The sequence below is a fragment of the Hahella sp. HNIBRBA332 genome (assembly GCF_030719035.1).
Classification (GTDB): Bacteria; Pseudomonadota; Gammaproteobacteria; order Pseudomonadales; family Oleiphilaceae; genus Hahella.
Map to the genome: position 1 here is coordinate 6,599,791 of NZ_CP132203.1, position 25,992 is coordinate 6,625,782.

The 25,992-nt window shown below is 57.3% G+C and carries 23 protein-coding genes; 18 read left to right on the plus strand and 5 right to left on the minus strand.

Translation table 11 applies throughout. The annotated features are described in order from the left end of the window. The first annotated feature begins 395 nt into the window (after positions 1–395). From O5O45_RS29440 to O5O45_RS29515, 16 genes are all read left to right on the plus strand, one after another. Positions 396–1,325, plus strand: coding sequence for a type IV pilus biogenesis protein PilM (locus O5O45_RS29440; protein ID WP_305902825.1), 930 nt, complete (start codon positions 396–398; stop codon positions 1,323–1,325). Continuing rightward, positions 1,325–2,014: a hypothetical protein gene (locus O5O45_RS29445; protein ID WP_305902826.1), complete on the plus strand. Its 690-nt coding sequence runs from the start codon at positions 1,325–1,327 to the stop codon at positions 2,012–2,014. Before O5O45_RS29440 ends, O5O45_RS29445 begins: the two co-directional genes overlap by 1 nt. Beyond that, a complete protein-coding gene (locus O5O45_RS29450) occupies positions 2,011–2,649 on the plus strand; it encodes a hypothetical protein (protein WP_305902827.1) in 639 nt (212 codons plus the stop codon). Before O5O45_RS29445 ends, O5O45_RS29450 begins: the two co-directional genes overlap by 4 nt. Beyond that, the gene (locus O5O45_RS29455; protein ID WP_305902828.1) at positions 2,642–3,013 is read left to right on the plus strand and encodes a general secretion pathway protein GspB; all 372 of its coding nucleotides are present in this window, start codon (positions 2,642–2,644) and stop codon (positions 3,011–3,013) included. Before O5O45_RS29450 ends, O5O45_RS29455 begins: the two co-directional genes overlap by 8 nt. 2 nt (positions 3,014–3,015) lie before the next feature. Then, a complete protein-coding gene (mshL, locus tag O5O45_RS29460; protein ID WP_305902829.1) occupies positions 3,016–4,701 on the plus strand; it encodes a pilus (MSHA type) biogenesis protein MshL in 1,686 nt (561 codons plus the stop codon). A gap of 18 nt (positions 4,702–4,719) precedes the next feature. Then, the gene (locus O5O45_RS29465; RefSeq protein WP_305902830.1) at positions 4,720–5,568 is read left to right on the plus strand and encodes an ExeA family protein; all 849 of its coding nucleotides are present in this window, start codon (positions 4,720–4,722) and stop codon (positions 5,566–5,568) included. Next, positions 5,565–6,890 (plus strand): tetratricopeptide repeat protein, encoded by a 1,326-nt coding sequence (locus O5O45_RS29470; protein ID WP_305902831.1) that lies wholly within the window; start codon positions 5,565–5,567, stop codon positions 6,888–6,890. The genes O5O45_RS29465 and O5O45_RS29470 overlap by 4 nt, the downstream gene beginning before the upstream one ends. Positions 6,891–6,924: 34 nt before the next feature. Then, on the plus strand, positions 6,925–8,661 hold the full coding sequence (locus tag O5O45_RS29475) for a GspE/PulE family protein (protein ID WP_305902832.1): 1,737 nt from the start codon (positions 6,925–6,927) through the stop codon (positions 8,659–8,661). A 2-nt stretch (positions 8,662–8,663) separates the two neighbouring features. Continuing rightward, positions 8,664–9,893 (plus strand): type II secretion system F family protein, encoded by a 1,230-nt coding sequence (locus tag O5O45_RS29480; RefSeq protein WP_305902833.1) that lies wholly within the window; start codon positions 8,664–8,666, stop codon positions 9,891–9,893. A 2-nt stretch (positions 9,894–9,895) separates the two neighbouring features. After that, positions 9,896–10,468: a hypothetical protein gene (locus tag O5O45_RS29485; RefSeq protein ID WP_305902834.1), complete on the plus strand. Its 573-nt coding sequence runs from the start codon at positions 9,896–9,898 to the stop codon at positions 10,466–10,468. 84 nt (positions 10,469–10,552) lie between these two features. Beyond that, positions 10,553–11,011 (plus strand): prepilin-type N-terminal cleavage/methylation domain-containing protein, encoded by a 459-nt coding sequence (locus tag O5O45_RS29490; RefSeq protein WP_305902835.1) that lies wholly within the window; start codon positions 10,553–10,555, stop codon positions 11,009–11,011. Between the two features lie 30 nt (positions 11,012–11,041). Next, positions 11,042–11,563: a pilus assembly FimT family protein gene (locus O5O45_RS29495; RefSeq protein ID WP_305902836.1), complete on the plus strand. Its 522-nt coding sequence runs from the start codon at positions 11,042–11,044 to the stop codon at positions 11,561–11,563. After that, the gene (locus tag O5O45_RS29500; RefSeq protein WP_305902837.1) at positions 11,541–12,044 is read left to right on the plus strand and encodes a type IV pilus modification PilV family protein; all 504 of its coding nucleotides are present in this window, start codon (positions 11,541–11,543) and stop codon (positions 12,042–12,044) included. The genes O5O45_RS29495 and O5O45_RS29500 overlap by 23 nt, the downstream gene beginning before the upstream one ends. Before the next feature lie 8 nt (positions 12,045–12,052). Then, positions 12,053–12,835 carry a PulJ/GspJ family protein gene (locus O5O45_RS29505; protein WP_305902838.1) on the plus strand — a complete coding sequence of 261 codons (783 nt, stop codon included), beginning with the start codon at positions 12,053–12,055 and terminating at the stop codon, positions 12,833–12,835. Next, on the plus strand, positions 12,825–13,250 hold the full coding sequence (locus tag O5O45_RS29510) for a hypothetical protein (protein ID WP_305902839.1): 426 nt from the start codon (positions 12,825–12,827) through the stop codon (positions 13,248–13,250). Before O5O45_RS29505 ends, O5O45_RS29510 begins: the two co-directional genes overlap by 11 nt. 32 nt (positions 13,251–13,282) lie before the next feature. Beyond that, on the plus strand, positions 13,283–18,292 hold the full coding sequence (locus tag O5O45_RS29515; RefSeq protein ID WP_305902840.1) for a LamG domain-containing protein: 5,010 nt from the start codon (positions 13,283–13,285) through the stop codon (positions 18,290–18,292). A gap of 1,167 nt (positions 18,293–19,459) precedes the next feature. On the opposite strand, the gene O5O45_RS29520 is transcribed toward O5O45_RS29515, so the two are convergent. Further along, positions 19,460–20,947: an AAA family ATPase gene (locus tag O5O45_RS29520; protein WP_305902841.1), complete on the minus strand. Its 1,488-nt coding sequence runs from the start codon at positions 20,945–20,947 to the stop codon at positions 19,460–19,462. Positions 20,948–21,117: 170 nt separating this feature from the next. Here O5O45_RS29520 and O5O45_RS29525 point away from each other — a divergent pair, with 170 nt between their 5' ends. Then, positions 21,118–21,981 (plus strand): phosphoribulokinase, encoded by an 864-nt coding sequence (locus tag O5O45_RS29525; RefSeq protein ID WP_305902842.1) that lies wholly within the window; start codon positions 21,118–21,120, stop codon positions 21,979–21,981. 31 nt (positions 21,982–22,012) lie between these two features. On the opposite strand, the gene rrtA is transcribed toward O5O45_RS29525, so the two are convergent. From rrtA to O5O45_RS29540, 3 genes are all read right to left on the minus strand, one after another. Continuing rightward, positions 22,013–22,603: a rhombosortase gene (gene rrtA / locus O5O45_RS29530; protein ID WP_305902843.1), complete on the minus strand. Its 591-nt coding sequence runs from the start codon at positions 22,601–22,603 to the stop codon at positions 22,013–22,015. Positions 22,604–22,648: 45 nt separating this feature from the next. Beyond that, on the minus strand, positions 22,649–23,443 hold the full coding sequence (gene speD / locus O5O45_RS29535) for an adenosylmethionine decarboxylase (RefSeq protein WP_216737679.1): 795 nt from the start codon (positions 23,441–23,443) through the stop codon (positions 22,649–22,651). A 358-nt stretch (positions 23,444–23,801) separates the two neighbouring features. Beyond that, on the minus strand, positions 23,802–24,233 hold the full coding sequence (locus O5O45_RS29540) for an OsmC family protein (RefSeq protein ID WP_305902844.1): 432 nt from the start codon (positions 24,231–24,233) through the stop codon (positions 23,802–23,804). A 536-nt stretch (positions 24,234–24,769) separates the two neighbouring features. Here O5O45_RS29540 and crp point away from each other — a divergent pair. Beyond that, positions 24,770–25,417, plus strand: a complete 648-nt coding sequence (crp, locus tag O5O45_RS29545; RefSeq protein ID WP_011399839.1) for a cAMP-activated global transcriptional regulator CRP — start codon at positions 24,770–24,772, stop codon at positions 25,415–25,417. Positions 25,418–25,722: 305 nt separating this feature from the next. Here crp and O5O45_RS29550 read toward each other — a convergent pair whose 3' ends face one another. Continuing rightward, positions 25,723–25,932 (minus strand): DUF1127 domain-containing protein, encoded by a 210-nt coding sequence (locus tag O5O45_RS29550; RefSeq protein WP_305902845.1) that lies wholly within the window; start codon positions 25,930–25,932, stop codon positions 25,723–25,725. Positions 25,933–25,992 lie beyond the last annotated feature (60 nt).

A 25,992-nucleotide genomic window follows, 5' to 3' on the forward strand; every position in this document is an offset into this window, starting at 1 on the left:
GCATCTTCGCCCGGAAGGGCTTTCAAGGGGCGCGGCGGCGCCCCTTTTTTGTCGTTGCGCTGGCGCGCAGGCCTTCGTAGCAGCCTCTGGACCGCCGGTGCAGCCTAACGTTCTGTTGATGGCGCGGAGTGAAGCGGTCATTGCCAGCTATGCTCACAGTGCGGATTTTTCACTCGCCTGAAAGCCTTTAAATGACGTCGCATTTCACTATTTGGGACACCTGGAAAGCGCCGTTTTTGTCAAATCCTTTTTTACACTTTTACATTTGCAACAATAAGTTAGTGGTCTAAGCTGAAGTTATGTAAAAACTAGGATCAGTGTGCCCGTTGTAAGGATACCGGCCGTTAAATATCGCTCTGTGATGCGGCTGTCGGCGCTTAAAACGAGGTATTAGATTGCTTTCATGGCTTTCCTTTTCCAAAGGCAAAAAAGGGCTGGTCGGCATTGAAGTAAGGCCGGACGGAATGGCTATCGCCGTCTCGGAGCCGTTCGGCGGGCAATCCCAAATACGCGTCATCGATTATCTGGACGCCCGCGCTGCGCAGCGGGCTGGCGCGCTCAAGGCGTTCGTGAGCGAGCGCAAACTGGAAAAAATGGCCTGCAATCTGGTGTTGTCGCCGGAAATGTACGCCCTGCATCAAATCGAACGTCCCAGTGTCGAGGAAAGCGAACTGCGTGAGGCGGTGCGCTGGAAGGTGAAAGACCTGCTGGATTACGCCATCGACGACGCCATCGTGGATGTGTTTGAGTATCCCAGCGACGCCCTGCGCGGCAGACCCGCCCAAGTCAACGTGGTGACGGCCCGTAAATCCCTGCTGAAAGAACTCATCCGCGTTATCAACGACAGCGGCCTGGTGTTGTCCTCTATCGATATCACAGAATTGGCTCTGCGCAATCTGGCGCAGCCTTTCGAAGAAGACGGCAAGTCCCTGGGCCTGATGATGATGCGGGAAAACACCGGTCTTATGCTGCTGATCAAAAACGGCTCTGTCTACCTGTCCCGTCGTCTGGATGCGGACATGGAGGCGCTGGCCGATCCTGAGCGTAAATCCTGGGTAGGGCAGCAACTGGCGTTGGAAGTGCAGCGCTCCTTTGACTATTTCGAAAGCCAGATGGGCCAGGCTCCGCCCCGCCGATTGATGGCGGGTTCTGTGGTGAATGAGGCGGAGCTTCTGTCGCAGTTGGACGAAGCGTTGGGATTGACCGTGCAGACATTGCAGGAAGACAAAGTCGGACTGCCGGACGATCAACTCGCGTCAGCCATTCACTGGGTGGCCTGCGGCGGCGCCATGCGCAAAGCCGCCGGGGGAAGGAAAGGCGTCTGATGCAGCAGGTTAACTTATACGTAGAAGAGTTTCGCCCACGGCGAGATCCGCTTTCCATCCCCGTGATGATCGCCGCTGCAGTGGCGGTGATGGTGTTAGGCGGTTTTTACTCCGGCTATCTGGTATGGCGCAGCGCCGAAGTGACGATGAGCCAGGTCGCCGCCGAATCCCGCAAACAGGCGTTGGTGATGGAAATAGATACCATGCGCAAGCAACTTGAAGCCCGCGCCAGAGATACCCGCCTGCAGTCGGACAATGATCGTCTGCGTCTGCAAATGCAGAATACGGAGGCGTTGCTGGCGGCGCTGGAATCCGGTCTGAAAGCGGACGGCGGCGCTATGTCCTACAGCGAGCTGATGGTCGCCCTGGCCCGGCATCGTCAGGAACCTTTGTGGTTGCAGCGCATTCGGATTCAACAAGGAGGCGAGCGCCTGATTTTCAGCGGCGCCACCCTGCAGCCGGACTTACTCCCCGCCTATCTGCAAGCGCTGGGCGATGAGCCGGCCTTGCGCGGCCGCGCATTCAATATGCTGACCTTGAAGCCGGAGCAGGAAAGCGCCAGCGCCCGATTATTCGAAGTAGACACTTATTTAGAGACGCCTGAACAGGACGGCCAGTCACCCCGCCCAGTGGCGAGCAGCCGAGCGCTCAATCAACCTGTGGTCAGCGCGGGAGGCAAGCAGCCATGATGAAGAAATGGATCTCCCGCGTGAACCGCCTCAGCTTGCGGGAGAGAGCCATCTTGTTGGCGACGGTGCTTGTCGCACTGATATTGCTGTACGCCCAGTTCGCCTGGGAGCCGTTGTGGCGAAGCAATCGTTCGGCGGAGCAAGCGATCGCCGCCGCCAATTTGGAGCTGGTGGACCTCAGCGCTCAGGCGGATGTGTTGCGCAGGCAATTGGCGCAGGATCCGGACGCTGCTCTGCGTAAGGAGAACGAGCGTTTGCGCAACCAGCTCAGCGCCCGTCAGGAGCGGCTGAAACAAAGTCTTTCCCGTCTGGTGGCCCCGGAAGAAATGCCCGAATTACTGATGGAGCTATTGCGCAAACATTCCGGCTTGCAGGTGATCGCCGTCGCAAAACTGCCGCCCAGAAAAATTCAGCACGGCGAAGGCGAGGCCGCGGCGGTGTTATTCAGTCACCGGGTGAAAGTCGTGCTCAGCGGCGGGTACTTTGACACCTTGCAATATATTCAGAAGATTGAACGCAACGAATCCCGCCTGCGCATCGTGGACATGGATTACAAGGTGGACGCCTATCCCAGGGCGGAAGTGACGCTGGAGTTTGAGACCCTGGGCCTGGATGAGAGGTGGCTGGGTGTCTGAAGTAAAGAAATGGTCGCTGAGTCTGCTGCTGTTGGGCGTGGCGATGCTTGGCCGAGCAGAAAGTTTCCGGTTGCCGGATGGCGAAGTCCTGGCGGACCCCACCCGGCCCATGGGATGGCGCGCGGATGGCGTAGTGGTCAGCGGGGCGCCCAGCCGTCCGGCGATCAGTGTGGATTCGATCCTGTATTCCTCCTCCCGCAAGGTGGCGACGATTAATGGCGTCGCCCTGGCGGAAGGACAGCAAACCGGCTCCGTGCGCGTGGTGAAAATCGAAGCGCGCAGGGTGTTATTGGACTGGCGCGGTCAGCGCTGGTACGAAAGTGTTCAAGGCGCGTCGCAGGATGCGCTGATTATTCGGAGATAAGAATGAGAAGTCTTTGGCGGACCTTGTTGTCAGTTTGGGTCGGCTTCGGCCTGGCGGCGTGCGCCAGTCAGCCTGCTACGCCCAAGAAGGATGAGCCCGAGCCGCCGCCGACCAGCGCGCAGGCGATCGGCCTGGCGATGCAGGAAGCCGAAGAGACCATGGCGCAGGCGCAGCAGCCCGCGCCGCCGCCGGATGTTATGCAGGCGCTGCTGCCGACCATACCGGCGGCTGAGACGATGCAGGCGGCGGAGCGCTTTGACATCACCGTCAATAACGCGCCGGCCAGAGATTTTTTCATGGGACTGGTGAAAGGGACCGGCTACAACATGGTGGTGCATCCGGCTGTGGAAGGGGCGATTTCCCTGGACTTGAAAAATGTCACGCTGGATGAGGTGATGGAGATCGTGCAGCAGCTCTACGGCTTTGAATATCAGCGTAAGGGCAACCTGTTCAAAGTATTGCCCGGCGGCGTGCAAACCCGCATCTTTCAGATCAATTACCTGAACGTCAAACGCAAGGGCGCGTCGGACATCATGGTCAGCTCCGGGCAGTTGTCCAATTCCTCGGGCTCTTCATCCAGCAGTTCCAGCAACAGCAATAGTAACAACAACAGCAATAATTCAGGCGGCTCCGCCAACGCGGTGCTATCGCGCATCACCACACAGACCGACTCGGATTTCTGGAGCGCATTGCAGGAGAGTCTGATCACGATCGTTGGCAACGAAGAGGGCCGCAAAGTGGTGACGAATGGCGGCGCGGGCATTGTGATCGTGCGGGCGACGCCGAGTGAACTGACGGCGGTGGAGGAGTATCTCGATAAGGCTCAGCTGATTATGCAGCGGCAGGTGATTCTGGAAGTGAAAATTCTGGAAGTGGTGCTGAACAAAGGCTTTGAGCAAGGCGTGAACTGGTCTTATTTCGATGAATTCACCTCCAAAGTGGACGCCTCTGGCGATCCCACCAAAAGCCTGACTTTGGGACAGACTTCCAGAAGCGTCACCAACCCGGGGTTGGAAGGCGTCTTCAGCGCCGCGCTGCGCATCAACGACTTCACGACGCTGCTGCAGTTGCTGGGTGAGCAGGGCACGGTGCAGGTGCTGTCCAGCCCTCGCATCTCCACCATTAACAACCAGAAAGCCGTCATCAAGGTGGGGGATGACGAGTTCTTCGTCACGGGAATCGAGACTAACGACGCCACCACCACCAGCGGAACCAGCAATCTGATTTCGGAAGTGGAGATCACGCCGTTTTTCTCCGGCATCGCTCTGGATGTCACCCCGCAGATTGACGAGAACGGCGATGTGACGCTGCACGTGCATCCGACGGTAAGCGACGTAGAAGACCAGACCAAGACTATCTCCCTGGGCTCCAATGATCTGGTGCTGCCGCTGGCGTTCAGCTCAGTGCGGGAGACCGACAGTGTCATCAAGGCCCGCAATGGGCAAGTGGTGGTGATTGGAGGCCTGATCCGCAACCTCACCGAAAAAACGCAGGCGAAAGTGCCGCTGCTGGGGGATATCCCGCTGCTGGGGCAGGCGTTCAGACAGAAACGCGACACGGAACTCAAGAGCGAACTGGTGATTCTGATCCGGCCGATTATCGCTGACAGCGAAAGTTACCGTCAGGATCTGCGCGGCAGCCGCCAGCGCATGGACAAACTGCAACACCGGGCTAGCGAGCAATTCTGACCGGCGAAAGGAGGGCGTATGTACGAAACACATTTCGGATTGCGCGAGGCGCCGTTTTCCCTCACGCCCAATACGCATTTTTATCTGGACGCGTCCACTCACCGTAACGCCTTTGAAACGGTGCGCGCCGCGCTGGAGAGCATGGAAGGCTTTATCAAAGTGGTCGGTGAGGTAGGCACGGGGAAAACCCTGCTGTGCCGCCGCTTGTTGAATTTTCTCGATGGCGAATACGTCTCCGCCTACATCCCCAACCCGCGCCTGTCGCCGCAGGACCTGTATTTGGCCCTGGCGGACGAGCTACGGGTGAATTTGGGCGAGCTGAACGGCGGTCGTCATCAGTTGTTGAAACTCATCAATGAACAACTGATCGCCCATTGCGCGGAAGGCCGGCGCGTCGTACTGGTGATTGATGAAGCGCAGGCGATGCCCGAGCAGACAATCGAGGCGCTGCGTTTATTGACCAACCTGGAAACCGAATCGCGAAAATTGCTGCAAGTCGTGCTGTTCGGTCAGCCGGAACTGGACGTCATGTTGTCGCAGCCGCAATTGCGGCAACTGAAGCAGCGCATCACATTTCAGGAATACATCCGTCCGCTGGATAAATACTCGGTGGAGCAATATATCCGGCATCGCCTGATGGCGGCTGGTTACAACGGCGACAGCCTGTTTCGCGCCGACGCCGCCAAACTCATATTTCGCGCCAGCGGCGGCGTTCCCAGACTGGTGAATGTATTGGCGCATAAAGCCATGCTCGCCGCTTACGGCGATGGCGATAAAACTGTGGCGGCCGGTCATGTGCGGCGCGCCGTGAAGGATACGGAAAGCGCACGTCCGCTCAGGTTCGCCTGGTTGGGAGGTTGGGCGTGAGTTTACTCAACGATGTGCTCAGAGATCTGGATAAGCGGGAGTCGGCGCCACGGACGCCTGTTCCCCATAGCTTGCAGAAAGCGCCCCCCGGCGCGACCCGGCGTTGGTCTGGCGTGCTTGCGTTGGTCCTGGTGACGACGGGACTGGCCGGCGGTTACTGGTGGATGGCCGCGCCATCGGAACCGCCGACGCCAGTGGTGTCTCAGGTGGCGATGGTGAATACGTTGTCGGCGCAGAACGAGAAGCCAAGTACGCCTGATCACAGGATAGAGACTCCATCGGAAGTCACGGAGTTGGATACGCCTGTTGTCGCAGAGGTTCCGCCGGCAATCAGAGAAACGTCGCCGCAACCCGCTTCCCAGTCTGTCGTCGCAGCGCCGCAATACCCTCAGGAACCAACGCGACAAACGCAATCCAAACAAGCGTCAGTTGTGATCGTCGAGGACGATCCGCTCCCCCCCTTGGCGATGCAAAAAACGCCTCCCACCGTCAAGCAGGAAAGCCCGCTCGCCAGTGAAGCGAAGATGAATAACGCCAGTGCTGATACGGAGCCCAGGGGGCAAGTCAGTGCGGCGACAGTTTCTCATAATGCGCTGGAGACGCCCGCACCGCCGGCGGCTGAACCGGATCGAGTGCAGGAGAAGACGTCTACGCCAATGCGTCATATTGATATCGCCGCCGCTCAGGCGGAGGAGATCGCACCTTCTCCGAGCGCGATGAATATCGCACCGTCGCAAACACCGGAAGCCATCGCCGCCCGCGCTTTGCAGCAGGCGCGAGAGGCCTATCGCCAGGGCGATGTTGACGCGGCTGAGCAAGGTTTGCGGGATTTGCTGACGTCCATGCCGGAACATGACGCCAGCCGTTTTCAGTTGGCGACCTGGCTGATCAGCGCTGGCGATTACGCTCAGGCGCTGCAAGTGATGCAGAACGTCGATGCACACAGCAGCGTGGACTTTAAATTGATGAAGGCGCGCACGCTGGCGGCCACCGGCGCGGTTACGCAGGCCATCGCCCTGTTAGAGAGTGAAGCGCCGAAAGTGGAAACGGCGCCGGATTACCACAGCTTGTTGGCAGGCCTTTATCAACAGACGCGTCGTTATGAAGACGCCATCGCTTCCTACGCCGCTCTGATCGAAGCCCATCCCCATAAAGGCGACTGGTGGGCGGGACTGGGCATCGCCCTGGATCAGACAGGGCGCAGTCAGTCGGCGTTGCAAGCCTACCGTCAGGCGGTAGGCGATCCGGCATTACAGACGACTCTGGCGCAGTACGCCAGCCGCCGCATCCAACAGTTGGAGCCGGGCGGCGGGGGCGGCTGACACCGCAAGCGCAGCGGAGAGATAGAGAGTAATTATGGTCGAACCGAAAAAGAAAATACGTTTGGGCGATTTGCTGGTGCAAAACGGCGTCATCACGGAAGAGCAACTGATGACGGCCTTGAGCGAGCAGAAAAAGGCCGGCCGCAAGCTCGGCCGCACTTTGATCGACCTGGGGTATATGGATGAGGACAGCCTGCTGCGTTTCCTGTCGCAGCAAATGGGCATTCCTTTCGTGCAACTGCGCCATTACCAGTTCAATCAGGAACTGATCAAGCGCCTGCCGGAAACCGCGGCGCGCCGCTTCCGCGCTATCGTGCTGTCGGAAGAGAAAGGCGAGTTGCTGGTGGGCATGTCCGACCCCATGGATATCTTCGGCTATGACGAACTGGTGCGAGTGCTCAAGCAGCCGATACGACAGGCGGTGGTGCGCGAAAGCGAGCTGCTGGACACGCTGGATCTGGTGTATCGGCGCACCGAGGAAATCGCCAGCATCGCCGGCGAACTGGAAGACGAGCTGGGCGAAGACGCCTTCGATCTGGCGGAATTGGCGGCGGGAGGCGATGACACCGAAGCGCCGGTAGTGCGCCTGCTGCAATCCATATTTGAAGACGCCGTGGTGGCGCGCGCCTCGGATATCCACATCGAGCCGGACGAAAACGTGGTGCGTCTGCGCCAGCGTATCGACGGCGTACTGCATGAACAGGTGATGAAGGAAAGGCGCGTCAACGCGGCGTTGGTGTTGCGTCTGAAACTGATGTCCGGTCTCAATATTTCCGAAAAGCGTCTGCCTCAGGACGGCCGTTTTAACGTGCGTGTCAAAGGCCGTTCCATTGATGTGCGTCTGTCCACCATGCCGGTGCAGTATGGCGAGTCGGTGGTGATGCGCCTGCTGGATCAGACCGAGGGCATGCTGAACCTGGAAGCCACCGGGATGCCGAAAAAGCTGCTGGACAGGCTGCGCATCCTGATCAAACGGCCTCATGGCATCCTGCTGGTGACCGGGCCGACCGGTAGCGGAAAGACCACTACGCTCTACGGGGCGTTGACGGAACTGAATCGACCGGAAGTGAAAATCATCACCGCGGAGGACCCGGTGGAATACCGCTTGCCCCGGGTGACCCAGGTGCAGGTGAATCCAAAAATCGGACTGGACTTTGCGTCAGTGCTGCGCGCCGCATTGCGGCAAGACCCGGATGTGGTGCTGGTGGGGGAAATGCGGGATCAGGAAACTGCTGAAATCGGCTTGCGCGCCGCCATGACCGGCCACTTCGTGCTATCCACGCTGCACACCAACGATTCCATCTCCAGCGCCATGCGCCTGATCGACATGGGCGCGGAACCCTACCTGGTGGCCAGCGCGCTGACCGCGGTGGTGGCGCAGCGTCTGGTGAAGCGTATTTGCGATAACTGCAAGCAGCCCTATCAAGCCAGCGAGCAGGAAAAAATCTGGCTGCACGCCATGACCCAGGAGTCCTTGCCCGCTCACTTTTTCAGAGGCGCAGGCTGTTATCAATGCGGCAACTCCGGCTATCGCGGCCGTATCGGGGTTTATGAGTTACTGGAAATGAGCGACGCGCTACTGGATGCGCTACGTAAGAACGATCAGAGCGCTTTCACTCACGCCGCCAAACGTTCTCTGCATTATCGTCCGTTGGCGCTGAGCGCGTTGGACTATGCCCGTGAAGGCGTCACCACGTTGGACGAAGTATTCCGCATCTCGGCGTCGTTGGGCGATCTGCCGCACTCACCGAGCCACCTGGAGTTCAGCTGATCGTGGCGAATTTTGCATTCAAAGGGCGGGACAGCAAGGGCGCGTTGATCGAAGGCGTGCAAGAAGCCGTCAACCGGGAAGCGCTGGCCAATGAACTGCTGCGTAAAGGCGTGACGCCCACCAGCATTCAGGAGCAGGAAGCGCAAACCGATGTGCTGTTGTGGCTGAAAAAACTGCCCATCTTTCGTAAAAAAGTGACGCTGGATGAGCTGGTGATTCTCTGTCGTCAGATGCATGCGCTCAGCCGCGCCGGCATCCCCATTATTCGCGCCATACGCGGATTGGCGGACTCCACGCGCTCCGAGACGCTGGCGGAAGTGCTGGACGATGTGGCGCGGCGTCTGGAGGGCGGGGTGAATCTGGCCACCGCCATGCGCGCCCATCCCCGCACCTTCAACGAGTTGTTCGTCTCCATGATTCTGGTGGGGGAAAACACCGGCCAACTGGAAGAGTCATTTCGTCAGTTGGGGGAAAATATCGAATTGGAGCGAGATACCCGTAAGCGGGTGGCGCAGGCGGTGCGTTATCCCATCATGGTGGTGGTGGCGATCGCTATCGCGCTGCTGGTGGTTAACTTTTTCGTGATTCCCGCCTTCGCTGGCGTGTTCTCCAAGTTCGGCGCCGACCTGCCGTTACCCACCAGGATTTTGGTGGCGACGTCCAATTTTCTGATCAATTACGGCTGGTTCGTGGCGGCGGGGTTGGCGGCTGCAATTTATGGTTTCTTCCGCTGGAAAAAAACGCCTCAGGGCGCCTATCGCTGGGACCGCTTCAAGTTGCGTATTCCCATCGTCGGTCCCTTGTTTGAATTGGTGGCGTTGTCCCGTTTTTCCCGCAACTTTTCCATGATGCTGGCGGCGGGGCTGCCGGTCACCTCCGCGCTGACGCTGGTGGCGGAAGCGGTGGACAACAAATATGTCGGCTCCGCCATTGCTGACATGCGCAACGGTATTGAGCGCGGCGACACTCTGGTGCGAACGGCGCGGGCCACCAACATGTTCTCGCCATTGGTAATGCAGATGCTGGCGGTGGGAGAAGAAACTGGTTCAGTGGATAGTCTGCTGGTAGAAGTGGCGAATTTCTATGACGAGGAAATCGAGTACTCCCTTAAACGACTGGCTGAATCCATTGAGCCTATTCTGTTGGTGGTGATGGGCGTGATGGTGCTGATTCTGGCGCTGGGCGTGTTTCTGCCCATGTGGAGTCTGGGTCAGGCGGCGCTGGGTAAATAAGCATGGCGGGACGTTGGCTGAGCCAGTTTCTGCGAGTGGAGATATGGTTGATTGGCGCGCTGATCGCGGTGCTGACAGGCGTGTTTCTGCGCTCAGTGGACGACCTGGTGGATAACGCCGGCGAGGTGGGCGCGCAGCAAATGAAGGCCGCGTTTCTGACCAGCTTGCGACTGGCCCATACCGCTTGGTTGGCGAAGGGCGGCCGCTCAGACTCGGTCGAGTTGGGGGCGCTGGCTGTGGGGTCGGATTTCAGCCCCGATGATTTTCAGGAGCAGGGCGGAGGCATATTGCGGATGAATGCGCAAGGCTGGCCGGTTGACATTGGCGATAGCAATCCTGCGCCGCCTGCTGCGATGACCGATGAAAGCTGCCTGCGCCTGTATTCCGCGCTGCTGTTACGGCGCGCAGGCGGTTCGCAAATGGCGTTGCAGGAAAAGGTTGAAGCATTGGCCGTGGGAACGGTCTGCGCCTATCAGGTTGGCGTTCAGGGGAAGGATTTTTTTTCACTGCTGTATAACGCCGAAAGCGGCGAAGTGAGGCTGTCCATACAACGTAAAAGCGCTGATAACGATTGAAATATTTAACTATTTTACAAACAGAAGAATAACTTGGCGTCTATACTTGATTAAAAGCTTATATGTTCTCGTGGAGGGACAACTATGCAAAAGCGGATAAAGACACAGCAGTCGGGCTTTACGCTGATAGAGCTGGTCATGGTTATCGTTATTCTGGGAATACTGGCGGCGTTTGCGTTGCCGAAATTTGCGGACCTGTCTTCACAGGCCGAGGCGGCGACGCGCTCAGGCATAGAAGGATCAGTAAGGTCGGCGTCGGCGATTGTTCATGCCGCCTGTTTGGCAACGACGGCCTGCGACGATCAGGCTGCGACCAGCACGGTGACTGTAGATGGAACATCGATTGATGTTGTGTTTGGGTATCCGGCGGGCACTGCGACGGGAATTGAAGCTGCATCGCAAGTTGATGGCGGAAACGTAACAGTAGCCCACTCAGGCGGAACCACTACCGTGACTGTCGCGACCAACTGTACCGTTACTTACGCGCAATCCGCGGCGGCAAATACCGCTCCTGTTATTGGCGGTACAACCACTTGCCCTTGATTGTTACCTTAAGCTGAGTCAGGTCCGTGTGTGAAGGTATTCCGACGGCGAGGGGGAGGCAAAGCTCTCAATAGCGGCTTCACCATGATCGAGATGATCATGGTGATGATCTTGCTCGGAATCCTGTCAGTCACGGCCATCAGTCTTTTCGCCACACGGGACGCTTATTCGGCCCGTGTGGTCGCCGATCAAATCCTTTCTCAGGCGCGTCTGGCGGAGCAAATCGCCCTTGGTCGCCGCGCTGCAACCACGACCACTCTGACCCTATCGCTGTCCGGCTCTGACTTTTCCGGCGTAGTGGCCCAGGGCGGCTATGTTTCACTACGCGAGGTCGACGCATCCGGCGTCAGCATCAATTGGAGCCAGAGTGCGACCACTACATGCGCGGGCGGCGCCTTGCCGGCGACCATCACCTTTAATCAGGACGGCGATGTGATTAATCCCGCCTCCAGCGGAACCACCAACACGCTGATCTGCGTCAGCGGCGATACGGTTTACCCGATTTGCATCACCACCTTGGGATACGCCTATGAAGGCTTTTGTGAATCCTGAGCGCCAAAGCGGCGTCACTTTGGTGGAACTGGTGATCACCATTATCGTAATTGGCGTCGCCCTGGTGGCGATCGTCACCGCCATGAGCGGCAGCATCGGCCGCAGCAGCGATGTGCTGTTGCGCAATCGCACCATTCAGTTGGCGCAGGCGTATCTGGATGAAATTCTGGGTAAGCGCTATGACGAGGCCACTCCTTCCGGCGGCGCGCCGCCAGTGACCAGTTGCAATATCGTCACCGAGGAGGGCAGTCGCGACGAGTATGACGATGTGGACGACTACGACGGCATCGTCAATGAAGCGCCGCGCTCGCAGACCGATGCGGATTTCAATAATTATCCCGGCTATCTGGTGAGCGTGTCGGTGACCTGCGCGGGGGCGGACATTGGCTTGTCGGCGTCGAACGCCAAGCTGGTGAGGGTGACGATAGCGCCGCCTTCCGGACCGGCGATGACCTTTTCCGCCTATCGGGCCAATTTTTGAGGCGTAGTATGAAGACAGGACGCTCCCACGGGTTTACATTGATTGAATTGGTGATGGTGATTGTTATCGTCAGCGTGCTGGCGGTGGGCGTGACCCGTTTTATCACCGCGACCGTGGGAGGTTATGTGGACACGGCGGAACGTCAGCAAATGGCGACGGCGGGGCTGATCGCGGCGGAAAAAATGTCGCGCGCAATCCGCTCTGCGTTGCCCAACTCTGTGCGGGTCGCCAGCGGCTGCATCGAGTTTATTCCCGTGCTCGCCGGCACGGACTACGTCAGCGCCCCCATTTCCAGTCCCGCCGCCAGCATCGATGCGGTAGGCGCTCGTCTGGACAATGCGGTCATTGGACGGGCGGCTATTTATCCCATCGATCAGACTGAGCTGTACGACCCGCAGAGCCCGGGCCCGAACTCTTTGTCGGAGGCGCTGGCGCAACTGCCCACCGGCTCCGATGACATCACCGTCACTTTATCGGCGAATCATCAATTCCCTACGGATTCCCCTGCGCGGAGATTATATCTGGTGGGAACGCCAGTGGCGTTTTGCCAGTCCGGTGCGGCGATCTATCGCTATGTAAACTATGGCTTCAACGCCACGCCGGACCTGCCTCCTTCAAGCGGTGCGGTGCGGGAAATGTTGATCAACCTGGTGGCCGCGGGCACGACGGACTTCAATTACACCCCGGCGTCGCTGGTGCGTAATGCGGTGGTGCAAATGAGCTTTCGGGTGTCCGACGGGGGAGAGAGCTTCGACATTCAGCAGGAGGTGAACATTCGCAATGTGCCCTGATCGTCGCCTCTTCAATCCGATTCATCGCCAGCGACAGGCGGGCCTGGGCTTGCCTGCGGCGTTGTTCGTCATCGTGATACTGGGACTGTTGGTGGTGGCGATCACCGAGTTGGAGCGCTCGACGGCGGAAGGCGTTTCGATGGACATTCTCTCAACGCGGGCATTCTATGCGGCGGAAACCGGCGCCCAGGCTGCGCTGGGACGATTGTTTCCCGCTGGCGGCGTAGATAACAATTGCTCCGTGGGGTTTCCAGTGCTTAATTTCAGCGCGGAGGGTTTGGCGGGATGCTCAGCGTCAGTGGTGTGTTTGACGGATTCCGCGGGCGGGGAAGATTACTTCACCCTGCGCAGTACGGGTAGCTGCGGCGGTGGCGATGAAACCGCCTCGCGCACCATTGAAGTGAGGGCGCACTGATGTTCCGGCGGCGTCAGGTTCTGCTAACGCTTATGGCGCTGGTCTGTTTATGCGCCGCCAGCACGCGGACATTCGCCGCCTATGTGGTGGAAACGGTGTCCGGCACGGCCTTTGACTCGACTTCGTCCACGGTCACCTGGAACCGGGACAGCTCACTGACCGGTTATCCCCGCGACGACGACTTCCAACTGGTTAATATCGGTTTCACTTTTTACCTGGGACAGACCGGCTACACCCAAGTGCGCATTCTCTCCAACGGCGCATTGCACTTCGGCGCCGACCAAGGTTTTTACAAAGATTACACCAACGAAGCGTTGCCAATCGAAGGCGCTTGCACAGGGACCTGTCCGGGCTATGAAGAACCCGCCGATAGAGCCATCTTGGGCTACTGGGATGACCTGGAGCCGTCATTGGGAGGCAGCGTCACATACAGTACCTTAGGCAGCTCACCCAACCGGCGCTTTGTCGCATCCTGGAATGGAGTGCCTCGTTACAACGGAGCGGGCACCAGTTACTCCCTGCAAATCGTTCTGTATGAAAACGGCAATGTGCTGTTCCGTTATGGCAATGACAACGTGAATGGCGCCAGCGCCACCATCGGTATCGAGGTGGATAATTCCGATTACGCTCAGTATTCCTTTGACACTGTCTCCGTCAACGACGCCACGGATCTGTTGTGGCGACGGGAGTTTCCGGCGTTATCCGCCGCGGCGGCGAGCTGCACGACGCCAACCCAGGTCACGGTGGATTTCGCTGCGCCGGTGTCGCCGGCGCGGGCGGTAGACGCTTCCAATTACAGTCTGGACAACGGCGCGTCCGTCCTGAGCGCGTCTCTGGTGGACTCAGACACGGTGCTGCTCACCACCAGTTCGTTGAGCTTGGGCGTTACCTATACGCTGCAAACCACCTATCCCACTCAGAGTCTGTCCTTTAGTCTGGATGATCCCACCAGCGCAGATTTCAGCGATGATTTCAGTTCCGGCGGCTATAGCGGCGGCTCGGGCGCCTGGAGCGGCAGCTGGCAGGAACTGGATGACAACGGCAGCGCCAGCTCGGGCTTTGTTCGGGTTAGTGGAGGCGCGGCGCGCTTTAATGGTTACTTTAATTTCACAGGTTATCCGGCGCTGTACCGGGAGGTGGACCTTTCATCCTTCACTTCGGCGACGTTGACATACAGTTACAGCACCACTAACAATCTGGAAGGCTCGGACAGTTTCGACGTGGCGGTCTCCGCCAACGGCGGGTCCAGCTACACAGTGGTGGCGTCGTATTCTAATGACGTCAGTGGAACCGCGACGATTGATTTAACGCCCTACCTTTCCGCCAATACCCGCATTCGATTTCGCGTCAGCAGTAATTACAACAACTACGATGAGTTCATGTATATCGACAACGTGACCATCGCCGCCCGCGGGGCGCCCAGCGCATGCGGATTTTCCGCCATCGCCATCTGGCGCATGGAAGATGAAGTCTGGAACGGCTCCGCCGGCGAAGTCAGTGACGCCAGCGGCAACAACCTGAGCGGCCGCGCCTATAACGGCGCGCAGACACTGGATACGGCTCCGGCGATCGCCGGCGATCCCGGCACCTGCGCCTACGCTGAATTTGACGGCAGCTCGCAATATATCGAGATCGCTGATAACAACCTGCTGGACATTACCAATAACCTGACTGTTAGCGCCTGGGTATACCCCAGGCAGATCCCCACTTCGGAACTGAAAACCATCCTTTCCAAAGATGAAAACTACGAGTTCCATATCGATAGTTCCGGGGAGATATACTGGTGGTGGAACGACAGCGGAGGAACAACGCGTTCGATTACCACCAGCGGCGCCAACATGGTGGCCAACGCCTGGCGTCATATCGTCATCACCTATGAAAGCGGCGCCCAGAGGGTTTATGTGGATGGCGTGGTGCGCGGCTCTGCGTCCTATACCGGGACGTTGTTGACCAACTCCGACCCGCTGCAGATCGGGCAGGACCAGGGCTACTCCGTGCGCTACTTCAGTGGCCGCATCGACGAAGTGCAGATATACAATAAGACGTTGTCCGCGACGGAGGTCGGCGATCTATACGCGGAAACGCATCCCTGCGCAAGCAGCGGGGCCTGTCTTGGGACTTTCCCTGACGCCATCTCCAGCCACTCCGGTGGAACCGTCAGCTTTGGTTATAACTCTCAGGTTATTGATAGCCCCGATAATATCCTGGATGCAGGAACCGTGACAGTGAATGGCGGTTCCTCGGTGCTGAGCTGCACCTCCACCACCTGCGTCGCTTCTGGAGATTCGGTGGATACGCTGAATCCGGGAGCCTTTCCCGACACCAGCGTCTATGTGACGGATTTGAATGTGAGTGGGGCGGGCACACTGGGCGGGGCCACTAACCAGTATCGCACGGTCTCCGTTAGCGACGCCTCGGTCATGAACGTGTCGAGCAGCTATTCCGAGTACTTTATCAACCAATTGAGCATTGGCTATCAGGGCAAGGTTAACCTGCAACCGGGAGACTACTGGATAAACCAGCTAACGCTGGGCAGTGAGGTGGAAATCAATGTAGCCGGATCGGGTACGGCGCGTCTTTTCGTCAATCAGTCCTTATCCATTGGTTACCAGAGCTATCTGAACGCTCCCGGCGGCTCATCTTCCAACGCCAGCCGATTGTTGCTGTACGCATACGGCAATGTGACATTCAGCTCCGCCGTGACATTTGCCGGCGTGCTCTATAGCGGAGGGGATGTGAGTCTGGGTTATCAGAACAAGATCTACGGCGCGATTACAGCGGAAGATGTGACCAGCAACAGCGACGTTGACGTCACCTACAATTCCGGCAGTGTGTCTGCGCTGGATTATGGCGCGCTGTGCAGCGTCGGCGCCTTGAACCGTTTTGTCATCACCACCGGCTCTACCGCCAGCACCTGTCTACCGCATGCGGTGCGCATCGAAGCCCAGGACTCCAGCGGCGCCACTTTATCGACCTACGCCGGCACGGTGGCGCTGAGCACCTCTCGTTCGCGCGGCGTATGGGCGGTGCAGACCGGTGCGGGAACCTTGTCGCCGGACCCCGATAACAGCGACGACGGGGCCGCCGCTTACACATTTTCCGCGGCGGACGCCGGCGTGGCGCAATTGACTCTGAGCAACAACCTGGCTGAATCATTGACCCTGACGGCGACGGATGCGGACGCTTCCATCAGCGGCGTCGGCGGCCCGATTCAGTTCCTCGATAATATTCTGTATATCGAGGAGAACGACAGCCTTGATTACGACCTGATTGCGGGACGTCGGCATAATTTCAAAGTCTCCCTGATAGCCAAGGACCCCGGTGGAGCCGGTAGTTGTGGACCGGTGGAGGAATACGATGGCGGCGTCAACCTGAAGGCCTGGCTGACGCGCAGTAGCGCTGACCCAGCGGGCGTAGCGCCGCAGATAGTCGGCAATACCACCGCGACGCTTCCTGACAGTCAGCCTGCCAGCGCCAATCTTAATCTGAGCTTCACCAGTGGCGAAGCGACCTTTGCATGGGATACGTCCGATGTGGGCGCCTACGTGTTGAATCTGCGGGATGACAGCAGTGGGCTGATTCTGGACGAGTCGGATAATCCTCTGACCATCGCCAGCGATAACGCCTCTGCGCCCTGGATCGTCAGGCCGTTCGCCATTCGGGTCGATGCGGTGGGCAATCCCGCCGCGACCGGGCCCAGTGGCGGGGCTTATCGCAAAGCCGGGGCGGACTTTACGCTGAATGTCGGCGGTGTGTTGTATCAGGCGGCGGATGATCTGGATGGCGATGGACAGGCGGATTCAGGCGCGGATTTGTCCGGCAATGGCTTGGCGCCAGCGTTTGGTAATGAAGGGGAGATGGTACAGCTTTCCGTATCGAGTATTGCGCCGGCGCCCAATGGCGTATTGTCTGGAGATTTGAGCCTGCCGGGAGGCTCGACCTTATTCAGTGGCGGTCAGGCCAGCGGCGCCTATCAATTCAGCGAAGTGGGCGTCATTAATCTGAGCGCAGTCATTGACGACAGTAATTATCTGGGCGCCGGTTCCGCCAGAACGGCGAAAATCAGCGGCGCCAGCGGTGATATCGGACGTTTTTACCCCGCCTATCTGGCGGTGTCCGCCAACACACCCACCTTCACGCCGCCCTGGGCCTGCGCGTTCACCTATCAGGATCAGAGTTTCCCTTATGACGTGAGTCCGGTATTGACCTTGGTTGGTAAAAACGTAGCGGGGGCCACGACGCTGAACTATGACGCCGCCTACTTTAAGTTCAGCAACACGTTGCAAAGCAATCGAAGCTACAGCGACGCCAGTGGCCGCAGTTCAACGCTTAGTTTCGACAGCAGCGGCGCTTCGCTTTCGTTGAGTACTGGCGCGGTGTATGACGGCTCTGGAACCCTGTCCCTGTCCGGTGACACGTTTACTTACCAGAAATCCAACTCACTGCCCTTGGCGGATGACGATCCGTTCGCGGCCAATGTGAATCTCACCTTCGCCGCCGCGGACCTGCAGGACAGCGATGGCGCCTGTTACAAGACCAGCGATGCGGACGCCTGTCTGGACTTCGCCATCACCGGCATCGCCGGCACGGAAATTCGGTATGGCCGCCTGCGCATGGAAAACGCCTATGGGCCGGAAACCGCCAGTCTGGAGTTGCCCATGTACATCGAGCATTGGAACGGAGCCCGCTTCGTCGAAAACGCCTCAGACAGCTGCACCAGCTACAGCAGCAGCCCGGCGACACTGGCGATGAGCAGTTACAGCGGCAACCTGAATTCCGGCGAAACCCGGGCGGAAGTCGCCGGCAACCCCGGCGCCGGCGGCGCCTTCGCCTCCGCCGTCTATCCCGACGGACAGGAGGTCTACCTGACCAGCCCCGGCATCGGCAACGAGGGGACGGTCGGCTTGCGTTACAACACCGATCTATGGTTACGCTTCGACTGGGATGGCGACAACAGTCTAGACAACCCCTCCGCCACGGCCACCTTCGGGCAATACCGGGGCCACGACCGCATCATTTATTGGCGAGAAGTGACCCAGTAGAGGCCAGGTCACGCCCCCCCCCACACAATCTCCCCGTTCGTCCTGAGCCTGTCGAAGGACTTCCCAGAGCGTCAGACCCTACCACGGGTTTACTTCAGTAAACTTTATACTGGGTTAACCCTCGATACGCCTGCATTGCATAACGCCCTTCGACAAGCTCAGGGCGAACGGAGGGGGACAAACGATACTGGCGGCTCTCTGACTTGTCTGAGGTAAACGGGGCATGTATTACAGGAAGAAACTCGTAAAGGTAGAACCGAACCGCAACCCTAAAATTTCCCCGTTCGTCCTGAGCCTGTCGAAGGACCTCCCAGAGCGCCAGACCCTGCTTCAGTAAATTTTAGCCTGGGTTAACCATTGATACGTCTGTATTGCATAACGCCCTTCGACAAGCTCAGGGCGAACGGGGTGCATGTTATCAGTGCCCGATTCGCTGGTGTTTCTTGGTTGGTATGGATGTGTGTATTTGACGAGGAGGATTCGGAGGAGAATCGCGTGCTACGGTTAACTCACCATTAATGTGTGTTCGAACAATGACGGACCGCAGCCCCTAAATTTCCACGTTCGTCCTGAGCCCGTCGAAGGACCTCCTAGAGCGCCAGATCCTATTTCTGAAACCTGAATTGGCGAGACGTGAGACCCGAAACGGACCGCAGCCCCTAAATTCCACCCGTTCGTCCTGAGCTTGTCGAAGGACCTCCCAGAGCGCCAGACCTACTTCAGCGGGTTAACCATTGATACGTCTGTATTGCATAAAGCCCTTCGACAGGCTCAGGGCGAACGGAGGGGGACAAACGATACTGGCGGCTCTCTCTGTTTGGCCCGAAACAAATGGGGCGTGGTCACATCACTTATTGCATGAAGAGGCTCATAAAGGTAGAACCGAACCGCAACCCTAAAAATCCCCCGTTCGTCCTGAGCCTGTCGAAGGACTTCCCAGAGCGTCAGACCCTACCACGGGTTTACTTCAGTAAACTTTATACTGGGTTAACCCTCGATACGCCTGTATTGCATAACGCCCTTCGACAGGCTCAGGGCGAACGGAGTGGGTGTTGCCAGTGCTCACTGGTGGTATAGGCGAGTGGGGCATTCAGGGTGTAGAGAGTATTACGAAGAAAAGGCGGCGGACCTTGGCCGGCCGCCGCCATGTCTGTATTGAGAAAGGGCTCAGTCCGCCGGGACGCAGCGGGCGGCGGCCCAGGCGCGTAGGGCCAGCATGTCCTCGGCCATCACCACGGAGAGAGGCTGGGTGTTGCTGATTTCCTCCAGCACTAACTCGGTTGTCAGCGGTTGCCCCAGGGCGGCGGCGGAGTAGAGGGCGGATACCACCGCTTGCTCGATTTCCGCGCCGGTGAAGCCATCAGTGGACTCCGCCAGCAATTTTGCGTCGAAGTTGGCGGGGGACAGTCCGCGTTTTTGCAAATGAATGTCGAAAATAATCTGGCGCACTTCCAGGGTGGGAAGATCTACGAAGAAGATTTCATCAATACGCCCCTTGCGCATCAGCTCCGGCGGCAGCGATTTGATATTGTTGGCGGTGGCGACCATGAAGACCGGGTGTTTGTTTTCCGACATCCAGGTAAGCAGCGTGCCCAGCACCCGCTTGGAGACGCCCTGGTCATTGCCGTCCTGCCCCAGGCCTTTTTCGATCTCATCGATCCACAGCACGCAGGGAGACATCAATTCCGCCAGTTGCAGCGCCTCGCGCATATTCCTTTCGGTCTCGCCGAAGAATTTGTTGTACAGCGCGCCCATGTCCAGGCGCAGCAGCGGCAGGCCCCACATACCGGCGACGGCTTTGGCGGCGAGACTCTTGCCGCCGCCTTGCACGCCCAGCAGCATGATGCCTTTGGGCGGATCCAGTTGCGCTTCCGACTTGCCTTCAACGAATGCGACCCGGCGTTGCTGCAGCCATTTTTTCAGGGACTCCAAGCCCCCTACATCGGTGAATTTGGCGGTGTCGTATTCAAAGCTCAACACGCCTTCCATGTCCATCAGCTCAAACTTGGCCCGATTGACCTCAGGAATGTCCGATTGCGTGATGGCTCCGTCATCGAAAATGGCGCCGCGAGCCAGACGTCGAGCTTCTTCGAAGGTGACGCCAGACATATTGCGCACCAGCTGCTGCAGGGTTTTGTTGTCCGTTTTCACCTTCTCGCCATAGTGTTGTTGCGACCAGCGAGCGGCCTCTTCACGTACAATATTGATTAACTGATCCGCGTTAGGCAGGCGCATCCTGAAATTGGCGCTCAGATGCTTGAGTTCTCCTGGAATATCCAGAGAGTGACTCAGTAGGATCACCGTGTGCCCGTTGTTGCGATGGGTGAGGGCGATATCCTTGAGCAGACGGATATGTTTGGGCTCGTCGTCCAGAAATGGGTGGTAGTCGCAAAGAACGAAGATGCTCGCGGTATGGCTGCGCTTGATATGCTCCAGAATCTTTTCTGGATCTTTCAGCTTATCCTCCTGTTCCAGATCAAAACCGAAACCCAGCCGTTTCAGGCCGTCCGTTACGGTCCAGGAGAACAGCGGCAGGCTTTTCTTGATCGCCAGACGGGTGACGGTGTCCAGCACCCGGGTCTCTTCATGGCTTTGAATCACTATCAGGGGAATCCGGGAATCAATCATCAATCCCAGGTCATGTACTTCGGGCATAGGCGCCTCTGCTCTCTGCGATGTCGTCAAGGTTGTGTTTATCCTGAAAGCAAGATTACCATAGCCCCAGCCTCGGCATGAACCGCCGCGCGCAGCCAGTTCAGTAAACGCACGGAAACAGTCACGTATAAGGCTCTCTCCGATTGGAAGCCGTAGAAGGATACGCATTCATGTCCGCCCGCCATCCCATTATCGCTCTGACCGGATCTTCCGGCGCCGGCACCACCACGGCCAGCCGCACCATGCAAAAGATCTTTATGGAAGAGGGCGTGAACGTCGCCATTGTGGAAGGCGACAGTTTTCATCGTTATACCCGCGAACAGATGGCGGAACTGGCCAAGCAGGGGCGCTATGGCCAATGGAATCACTTTTCTCTGGCGGCCAATCATATCGATAAACTGGAAGAGCTGTTCTGCGATTACGGTCAGAACGGTCAGGGTCGCTTTCGTCATTATATTCATGACGACGATATGGACCTGATTCGGGGCGGCGGCGCGCCGGGCACGTTTACGCCCTGGCAATCGCTGCCCAAACAGACAGATTGCCTGTTTTATGAAGGACTGCATGGGGGCGTCAGCACCGACGATTACGACATCGCGAGCCATGTGGACTTACTGATCGGAGTAACGCCCATTGTCAATCTGGAGTGGATTCAGAAGATCCATCGCGACACTCATGACCGCGGCTATAGCCAGGAAGCGGTGGTGGCGACGATTCTCAATCGTATGGAGGACTACGTGCGTTGTATCGTGCCGCAGTTTTCCCAGACCCATATCAACTTCCAGCGGGTGCCGACGGTGGATACATCCAATCCCTTCATCATGCGGGAGATTCCCAGTCACGATGAAAGTTTTGTGGTGATCCGTTTCCGCAATCCCCGGGAAGTGGACTTTCCCTATCTGATCAACATGATCGCCAACGCCTTCGCGTCCCGTCACGATACCCTGGTGGTGCCCGGCAACAAGCTGGCGCTGGCCATCGATCTGATCATCCGGCCAATGGTGCTGGAGATGATCGAACGCAGCCGGACCTAGCCCTGAAGACCGCTACAGGGCTGATTCAGCGTCAACGGAATTTACCGAGAAAGCGCACGACCACGGCGATGATGACGCCGCCGAAATAGCCGAGCAGGTGAGCCTGTTCCGCCACCGGGCCGCCGATCAGGCGCGCAATCTGGCCTTCATCATAGTAAGGCGTCTGCTCCCAGATAATTTTGCCGGTGACGCCGACGAACAGCGCGATCAACACCCAGCGCGGAAAGCGTCCGCCCCCCAACACGCCAAGCACAAGCAGTCCGTGTAATACGCCAGATAGACCAACATAGGTGCGGGTGGTTTTGTAAAACAGCAATAATCCGATGGATATCAAAAGACTCAGGAGTCCCAGATAGAGGGGGAAGCGCCAGCCTTTGAAATTGTGGTCGAAAGAGTCGTAGATCAGGTAGGCCGCAACGGCGTTCAGGGCCAGATGAACCCAACTCAGATGCACGAAATGGCCGCTGATCAGACGCCAATAATCGCCGCTCATGATCTCTGGGCGATTGAAATTGAGCAGATAGCCGTACCAGTGAGAGAGGACTTGCATTAAAACAAGAAGGGCTGCGAAAAGCAGCCCAATCTTGTTCAACGTCAGGGATAAAGAAATGCGATTACTCATTTACGCCTGTTCCGTCGAATCTATACGCCTGTCTTGAAGACTTGATCAATAAGGCATATTACGGGAATAGAAGATCTCCAGCATTTCCTTTTGCAGTCGTTCCCTGATGTTGGAGGCTTCGTTGGCCGTCAGCTCGCTGATGCCGGTTCCAAACAGATAATTATCCAGGTTGAATTCCTTCAGAATCATCTTGGTGTGGAACAGGTTCTCCTGATACACGTTCACGTCGATCATCTGATAGGCTTCCTGCGTGTCTTCACTGAGGAAGTTTTGAATCGAGTTGATGTCGTGGTCGATGTACAGCTTGGCGCCGTCGATGTCACGAGTGAAACCGCGTACGCGGTAGTCGATGGTGACAATATCGGAATCGAAGCTGTGAATCAGGTAGTTCAACGCTTTCAACGGGGAGATCAGACCGCAGGTGGACACATCGATGTCCGCTCGGAAGGTGCTGATGCCGTTATCGGGATGACTCTCCGGATAGGTGTGTACGGTCACATGGCTTTTATCCAGGTGAGCAACCACCGCATCGGGCAGCGGTCCGGGCGACTCTTCGCTGGAGTCAGCCGGCGGGGGCACTTCGTGTTCGGCGATCAGCATGGTGACGCTGGCGCCGTGTGGATCATAATCCTGCCTGGATACGTTAAGAATGTGGGCTCCGATAATTTCCACAACGTCGGTCAGAATTTGTGTGAGGCGCTCGGCATTATATTGCTCATCAATATAAGCAATATATTCCTGTCGGTGTTTCTCCGATTGCGCGTAGCAAATGTCGTAAATATTGAAACTTAGCGATTTCGTCAGATTGTTGAAACCGTGGAGTTTGAGCTTTTCAGACATCTCAGACCCTCAGTAGATTTGCTGTTCAACACATCGCCGGAAGATCCGGCGCCTACATTCACACAGTGTTCAGACCTGCTCTTCAGACAATCCGGCGAAACCGGAGAATGCGCCGGACGACTGCCCGGAAAAGAGGTCCCGGACGGCATTTGTCCCGGCTGCGGAAAAGCCGCATATTATGCAGGCTATGATAGCCCTTGGATAGTGCAATTTAATGTCGCGTTTATGAGTTTTTCTTATTAAAACCGGGCGAGCGATTAGCAACTTCATTAAACGGGCGCCTCATTACGCCCGTATAAAGAGTAATCGATGGTGACAGTGTAAATATTTGAGGCTGGTGGAGTTTTTGAAACGGCGCTTACAGGGCGTCCTCAGGGGCGCGAATTTCAAAGTCGTGGGTGATCTCCACGCCGCCTTTTTCCAGCATGATGGAGGCGGAGCAATATTTCTCAGCGGATAGGTCCACGGCGCGTTTTACCACTGGATCACGCAGATCTCTGCCGGTGACGATGAAATGGATATGGATCTTGGTGAACACGGCGGGAACAGCGTCGGCGCGCTCCGCAGTGATTTCCGCCACGCAGTCGGTCACGTCGGCGCGGGCTTTTGTCAGGATGCTCATGACGTCAAAAGAGGTGCAGCCGCCAAGCCCCAGCAGTAACATTTCCATCGGGCGCGGGCCTTGATTCTGACCGCCGTGATCGGGAGGGCCGTCCATCACCACGTCATGGCCGGAGCCGGTCTTTCCGATGAACTTGGCGTCGCCGCCCCAGGTAATGGTCGCTTTCATCTCATACTCCCACTGGATTTTCTGACTCGCTATGGCCGCAACTGCGCGGGGCGGTCAGAGTAGCATAACTCCTTGTCGTGGAAAATATTTCACAAAAGATGGTCTATACTGTGGTTAGTAACCTGCAGTAAACGTCTGTAGCCGGATTTTTTCGCCCGGTTGTCGCATGGCGGCGCAATAAAATGGCCGGCGTCTGAAAAACTGAAATGCGGAAATTTAAAAGGCCGGCTGGCGAAGTATTCACACTTATGTGATCCAGGCCGCATTGACGCCCCATGACCTCCATCAGGCGCAGGGGGAAGGGCGGGGCGTCTCTTGCCTAAAGTGATTATTCGTGCTTAATTTAGGGAACATCTTGATAATTAAGCGGTTGCGGCCAAGCGCCGATCGGCTTCGGAGCGACTCCAACGCGCCGGATACCGGAGTCGAAACGCCTGTGATGGTTATTAAACAATTAGAAAAACGTTATACCGAACTCAGCGAAACATCCAAGGCGGATAAGTTTCTGCGCCAAAGGTAATGAATGGGACATTAACATGGTCACGATTGCTAAACCGGTCGAGCATAAAACCAAACATCTGGATTACTTCCTGTCGCAGTGCCATCGTCGCCGCTATCCCAGCAAAAGCACCATTATATATGCTGGCGATAAGAGCGATTCACTGTTTTACATCGTCAAAGGGTCCGTGACGGTCATCATCGAAGACGACGATGGTCGTGAAATGATCATGGCGTATCTGAACGCCGGAGACTTTTTTGGCGAGATGGGGTTGTTCGATCAGGATCAAATGGGTTCCCGCAGTGCATGGGTCAAAGCCAAGACCGAGTGCGAAGTGGCGGAGATCAGCTACACGAAATTTCGTGAAATTGCTCAAGAAGACCCCCGCGTACTGTATTTCATTGGCGAGCAAATGGCCTCGCGCTTACGCCAGACCACCCGGAAAGTGGGGGACCTCGCGTTTCTCGACGTGACGGGGCGGGTCGCGCGCACCCTGCTTGACCTGTGTAAAGAGCCGGACGCGATGACGCACCCGGACGGAATGCAAATCAAAATCACCCGCCAGGAAATCGGGCGCATTGTCGGTTGCTCACGGGAAATGGTCGGCCGCGTGCTGAAGGCGCTTGAGGATCAGGGGCTGGTGCAGGTCAAAGGGAAAACCATGGTGGTGTACGGCACCCGATAACTTTCTCCAGATAATCGGAACTATAAAAAACGGCGCACTGCGCCGTTTTTTTCGCTCTATTGCTTTGAGCCCTCATCAATGACGTCAAAATCAGGTCGCCCTGGATAGCCGAGTCGAGTAAGCGCAGTACTGTTCCGCATAGATGAATACGTTGAGGTTATAAAAGCGTCAGTTCTTCTGCGGCGGGATAGAAGCCTGTCTATAAAAGGAGGTATTTAGAAAATGTGTTATTTGCAGGAGACCACCATAGGGGGCGGCAACGAAACCGGCGTTCCCTCGCCGGTGAACCGGGAATTCGGCAATGCTCAATTTCTCCAGAAAGGTTTGCCGGCTTCCTGACGCCGATCCTCTTCGGTAATTCCCAGATCCCTGAGCAGGTGGTCATTCAGATTAGCCAGCTCGCGCCGGGTTCTGGCCTGCTTTCTCCATCGCCGTGTTAATTTTTTCAGTTTGGTTAGTAAATCTAATGTCTCTGCTTGCTGTGCGTTCTGTGCTAATCTGATTGCGGTTTTCATATCTGGCCTCCTGTGTTGTGAAAATAGTACGGCGGCTAGACTTGGCGTTAAAACGATATG

Excerpts from the sequence above, each read along its gene's own strand:
- rrtA (WP_305902843.1), bottom strand. The coding sequence starts at position 22,603 with ATGAGTAATCGCATTTCTTTATCCCTGACGTTGAACAAGATTGGGCTG.
- O5O45_RS29445 (WP_305902826.1), top strand. The coding sequence starts at position 1,325 with ATGCAGCAGGTTAACTTATACGTAGAAGAGTTTCGCCCACGGCGAGAT.
- O5O45_RS29510 (WP_305902839.1), top strand. The coding sequence starts at position 12,825 with ATGTGCCCTGATCGTCGCCTCTTCAATCCGATTCATCGCCAGCGACAG.
- O5O45_RS29505 (WP_305902838.1), top strand. The coding sequence starts at position 12,053 with ATGAAGACAGGACGCTCCCACGGGTTTACATTGATTGAATTGGTGATG.
- O5O45_RS29550 (WP_305902845.1), bottom strand. The coding sequence starts at position 25,932 with ATGAAAACCGCAATCAGATTAGCACAGAACGCACAGCAAGCAGAGACA.
- O5O45_RS29450 (WP_305902827.1), top strand. The coding sequence starts at position 2,011 with ATGATGAAGAAATGGATCTCCCGCGTGAACCGCCTCAGCTTGCGGGAG.
- O5O45_RS29515 (WP_305902840.1), top strand. The coding sequence starts at position 13,283 with ATGGCGCTGGTCTGTTTATGCGCCGCCAGCACGCGGACATTCGCCGCC.
- O5O45_RS29475 (WP_305902832.1), top strand. The coding sequence starts at position 6,925 with ATGGTCGAACCGAAAAAGAAAATACGTTTGGGCGATTTGCTGGTGCAA.
- O5O45_RS29465 (WP_305902830.1), top strand. The coding sequence starts at position 4,720 with ATGTACGAAACACATTTCGGATTGCGCGAGGCGCCGTTTTCCCTCACG.
- O5O45_RS29525 (WP_305902842.1), top strand. The coding sequence starts at position 21,118 with ATGTCCGCCCGCCATCCCATTATCGCTCTGACCGGATCTTCCGGCGCC.
- mshL (WP_305902829.1), top strand. The coding sequence starts at position 3,016 with ATGAGAAGTCTTTGGCGGACCTTGTTGTCAGTTTGGGTCGGCTTCGGC.
- O5O45_RS29485 (WP_305902834.1), top strand. The coding sequence starts at position 9,896 with ATGGCGGGACGTTGGCTGAGCCAGTTTCTGCGAGTGGAGATATGGTTG.
- O5O45_RS29500 (WP_305902837.1), top strand. The coding sequence starts at position 11,541 with ATGAAGGCTTTTGTGAATCCTGAGCGCCAAAGCGGCGTCACTTTGGTG.
- speD (WP_216737679.1), bottom strand. The coding sequence starts at position 23,443 with ATGTCTGAAAAGCTCAAACTCCACGGTTTCAACAATCTGACGAAATCG.
- O5O45_RS29520 (WP_305902841.1), bottom strand. The coding sequence starts at position 20,947 with ATGCCCGAAGTACATGACCTGGGATTGATGATTGATTCCCGGATTCCC.
- O5O45_RS29540 (WP_305902844.1), bottom strand. The coding sequence starts at position 24,233 with ATGAAAGCGACCATTACCTGGGGCGGCGACGCCAAGTTCATCGGAAAG.
- crp (WP_011399839.1), top strand. The coding sequence starts at position 24,770 with ATGGTCACGATTGCTAAACCGGTCGAGCATAAAACCAAACATCTGGAT.
- O5O45_RS29490 (WP_305902835.1), top strand. The coding sequence starts at position 10,553 with ATGCAAAAGCGGATAAAGACACAGCAGTCGGGCTTTACGCTGATAGAG.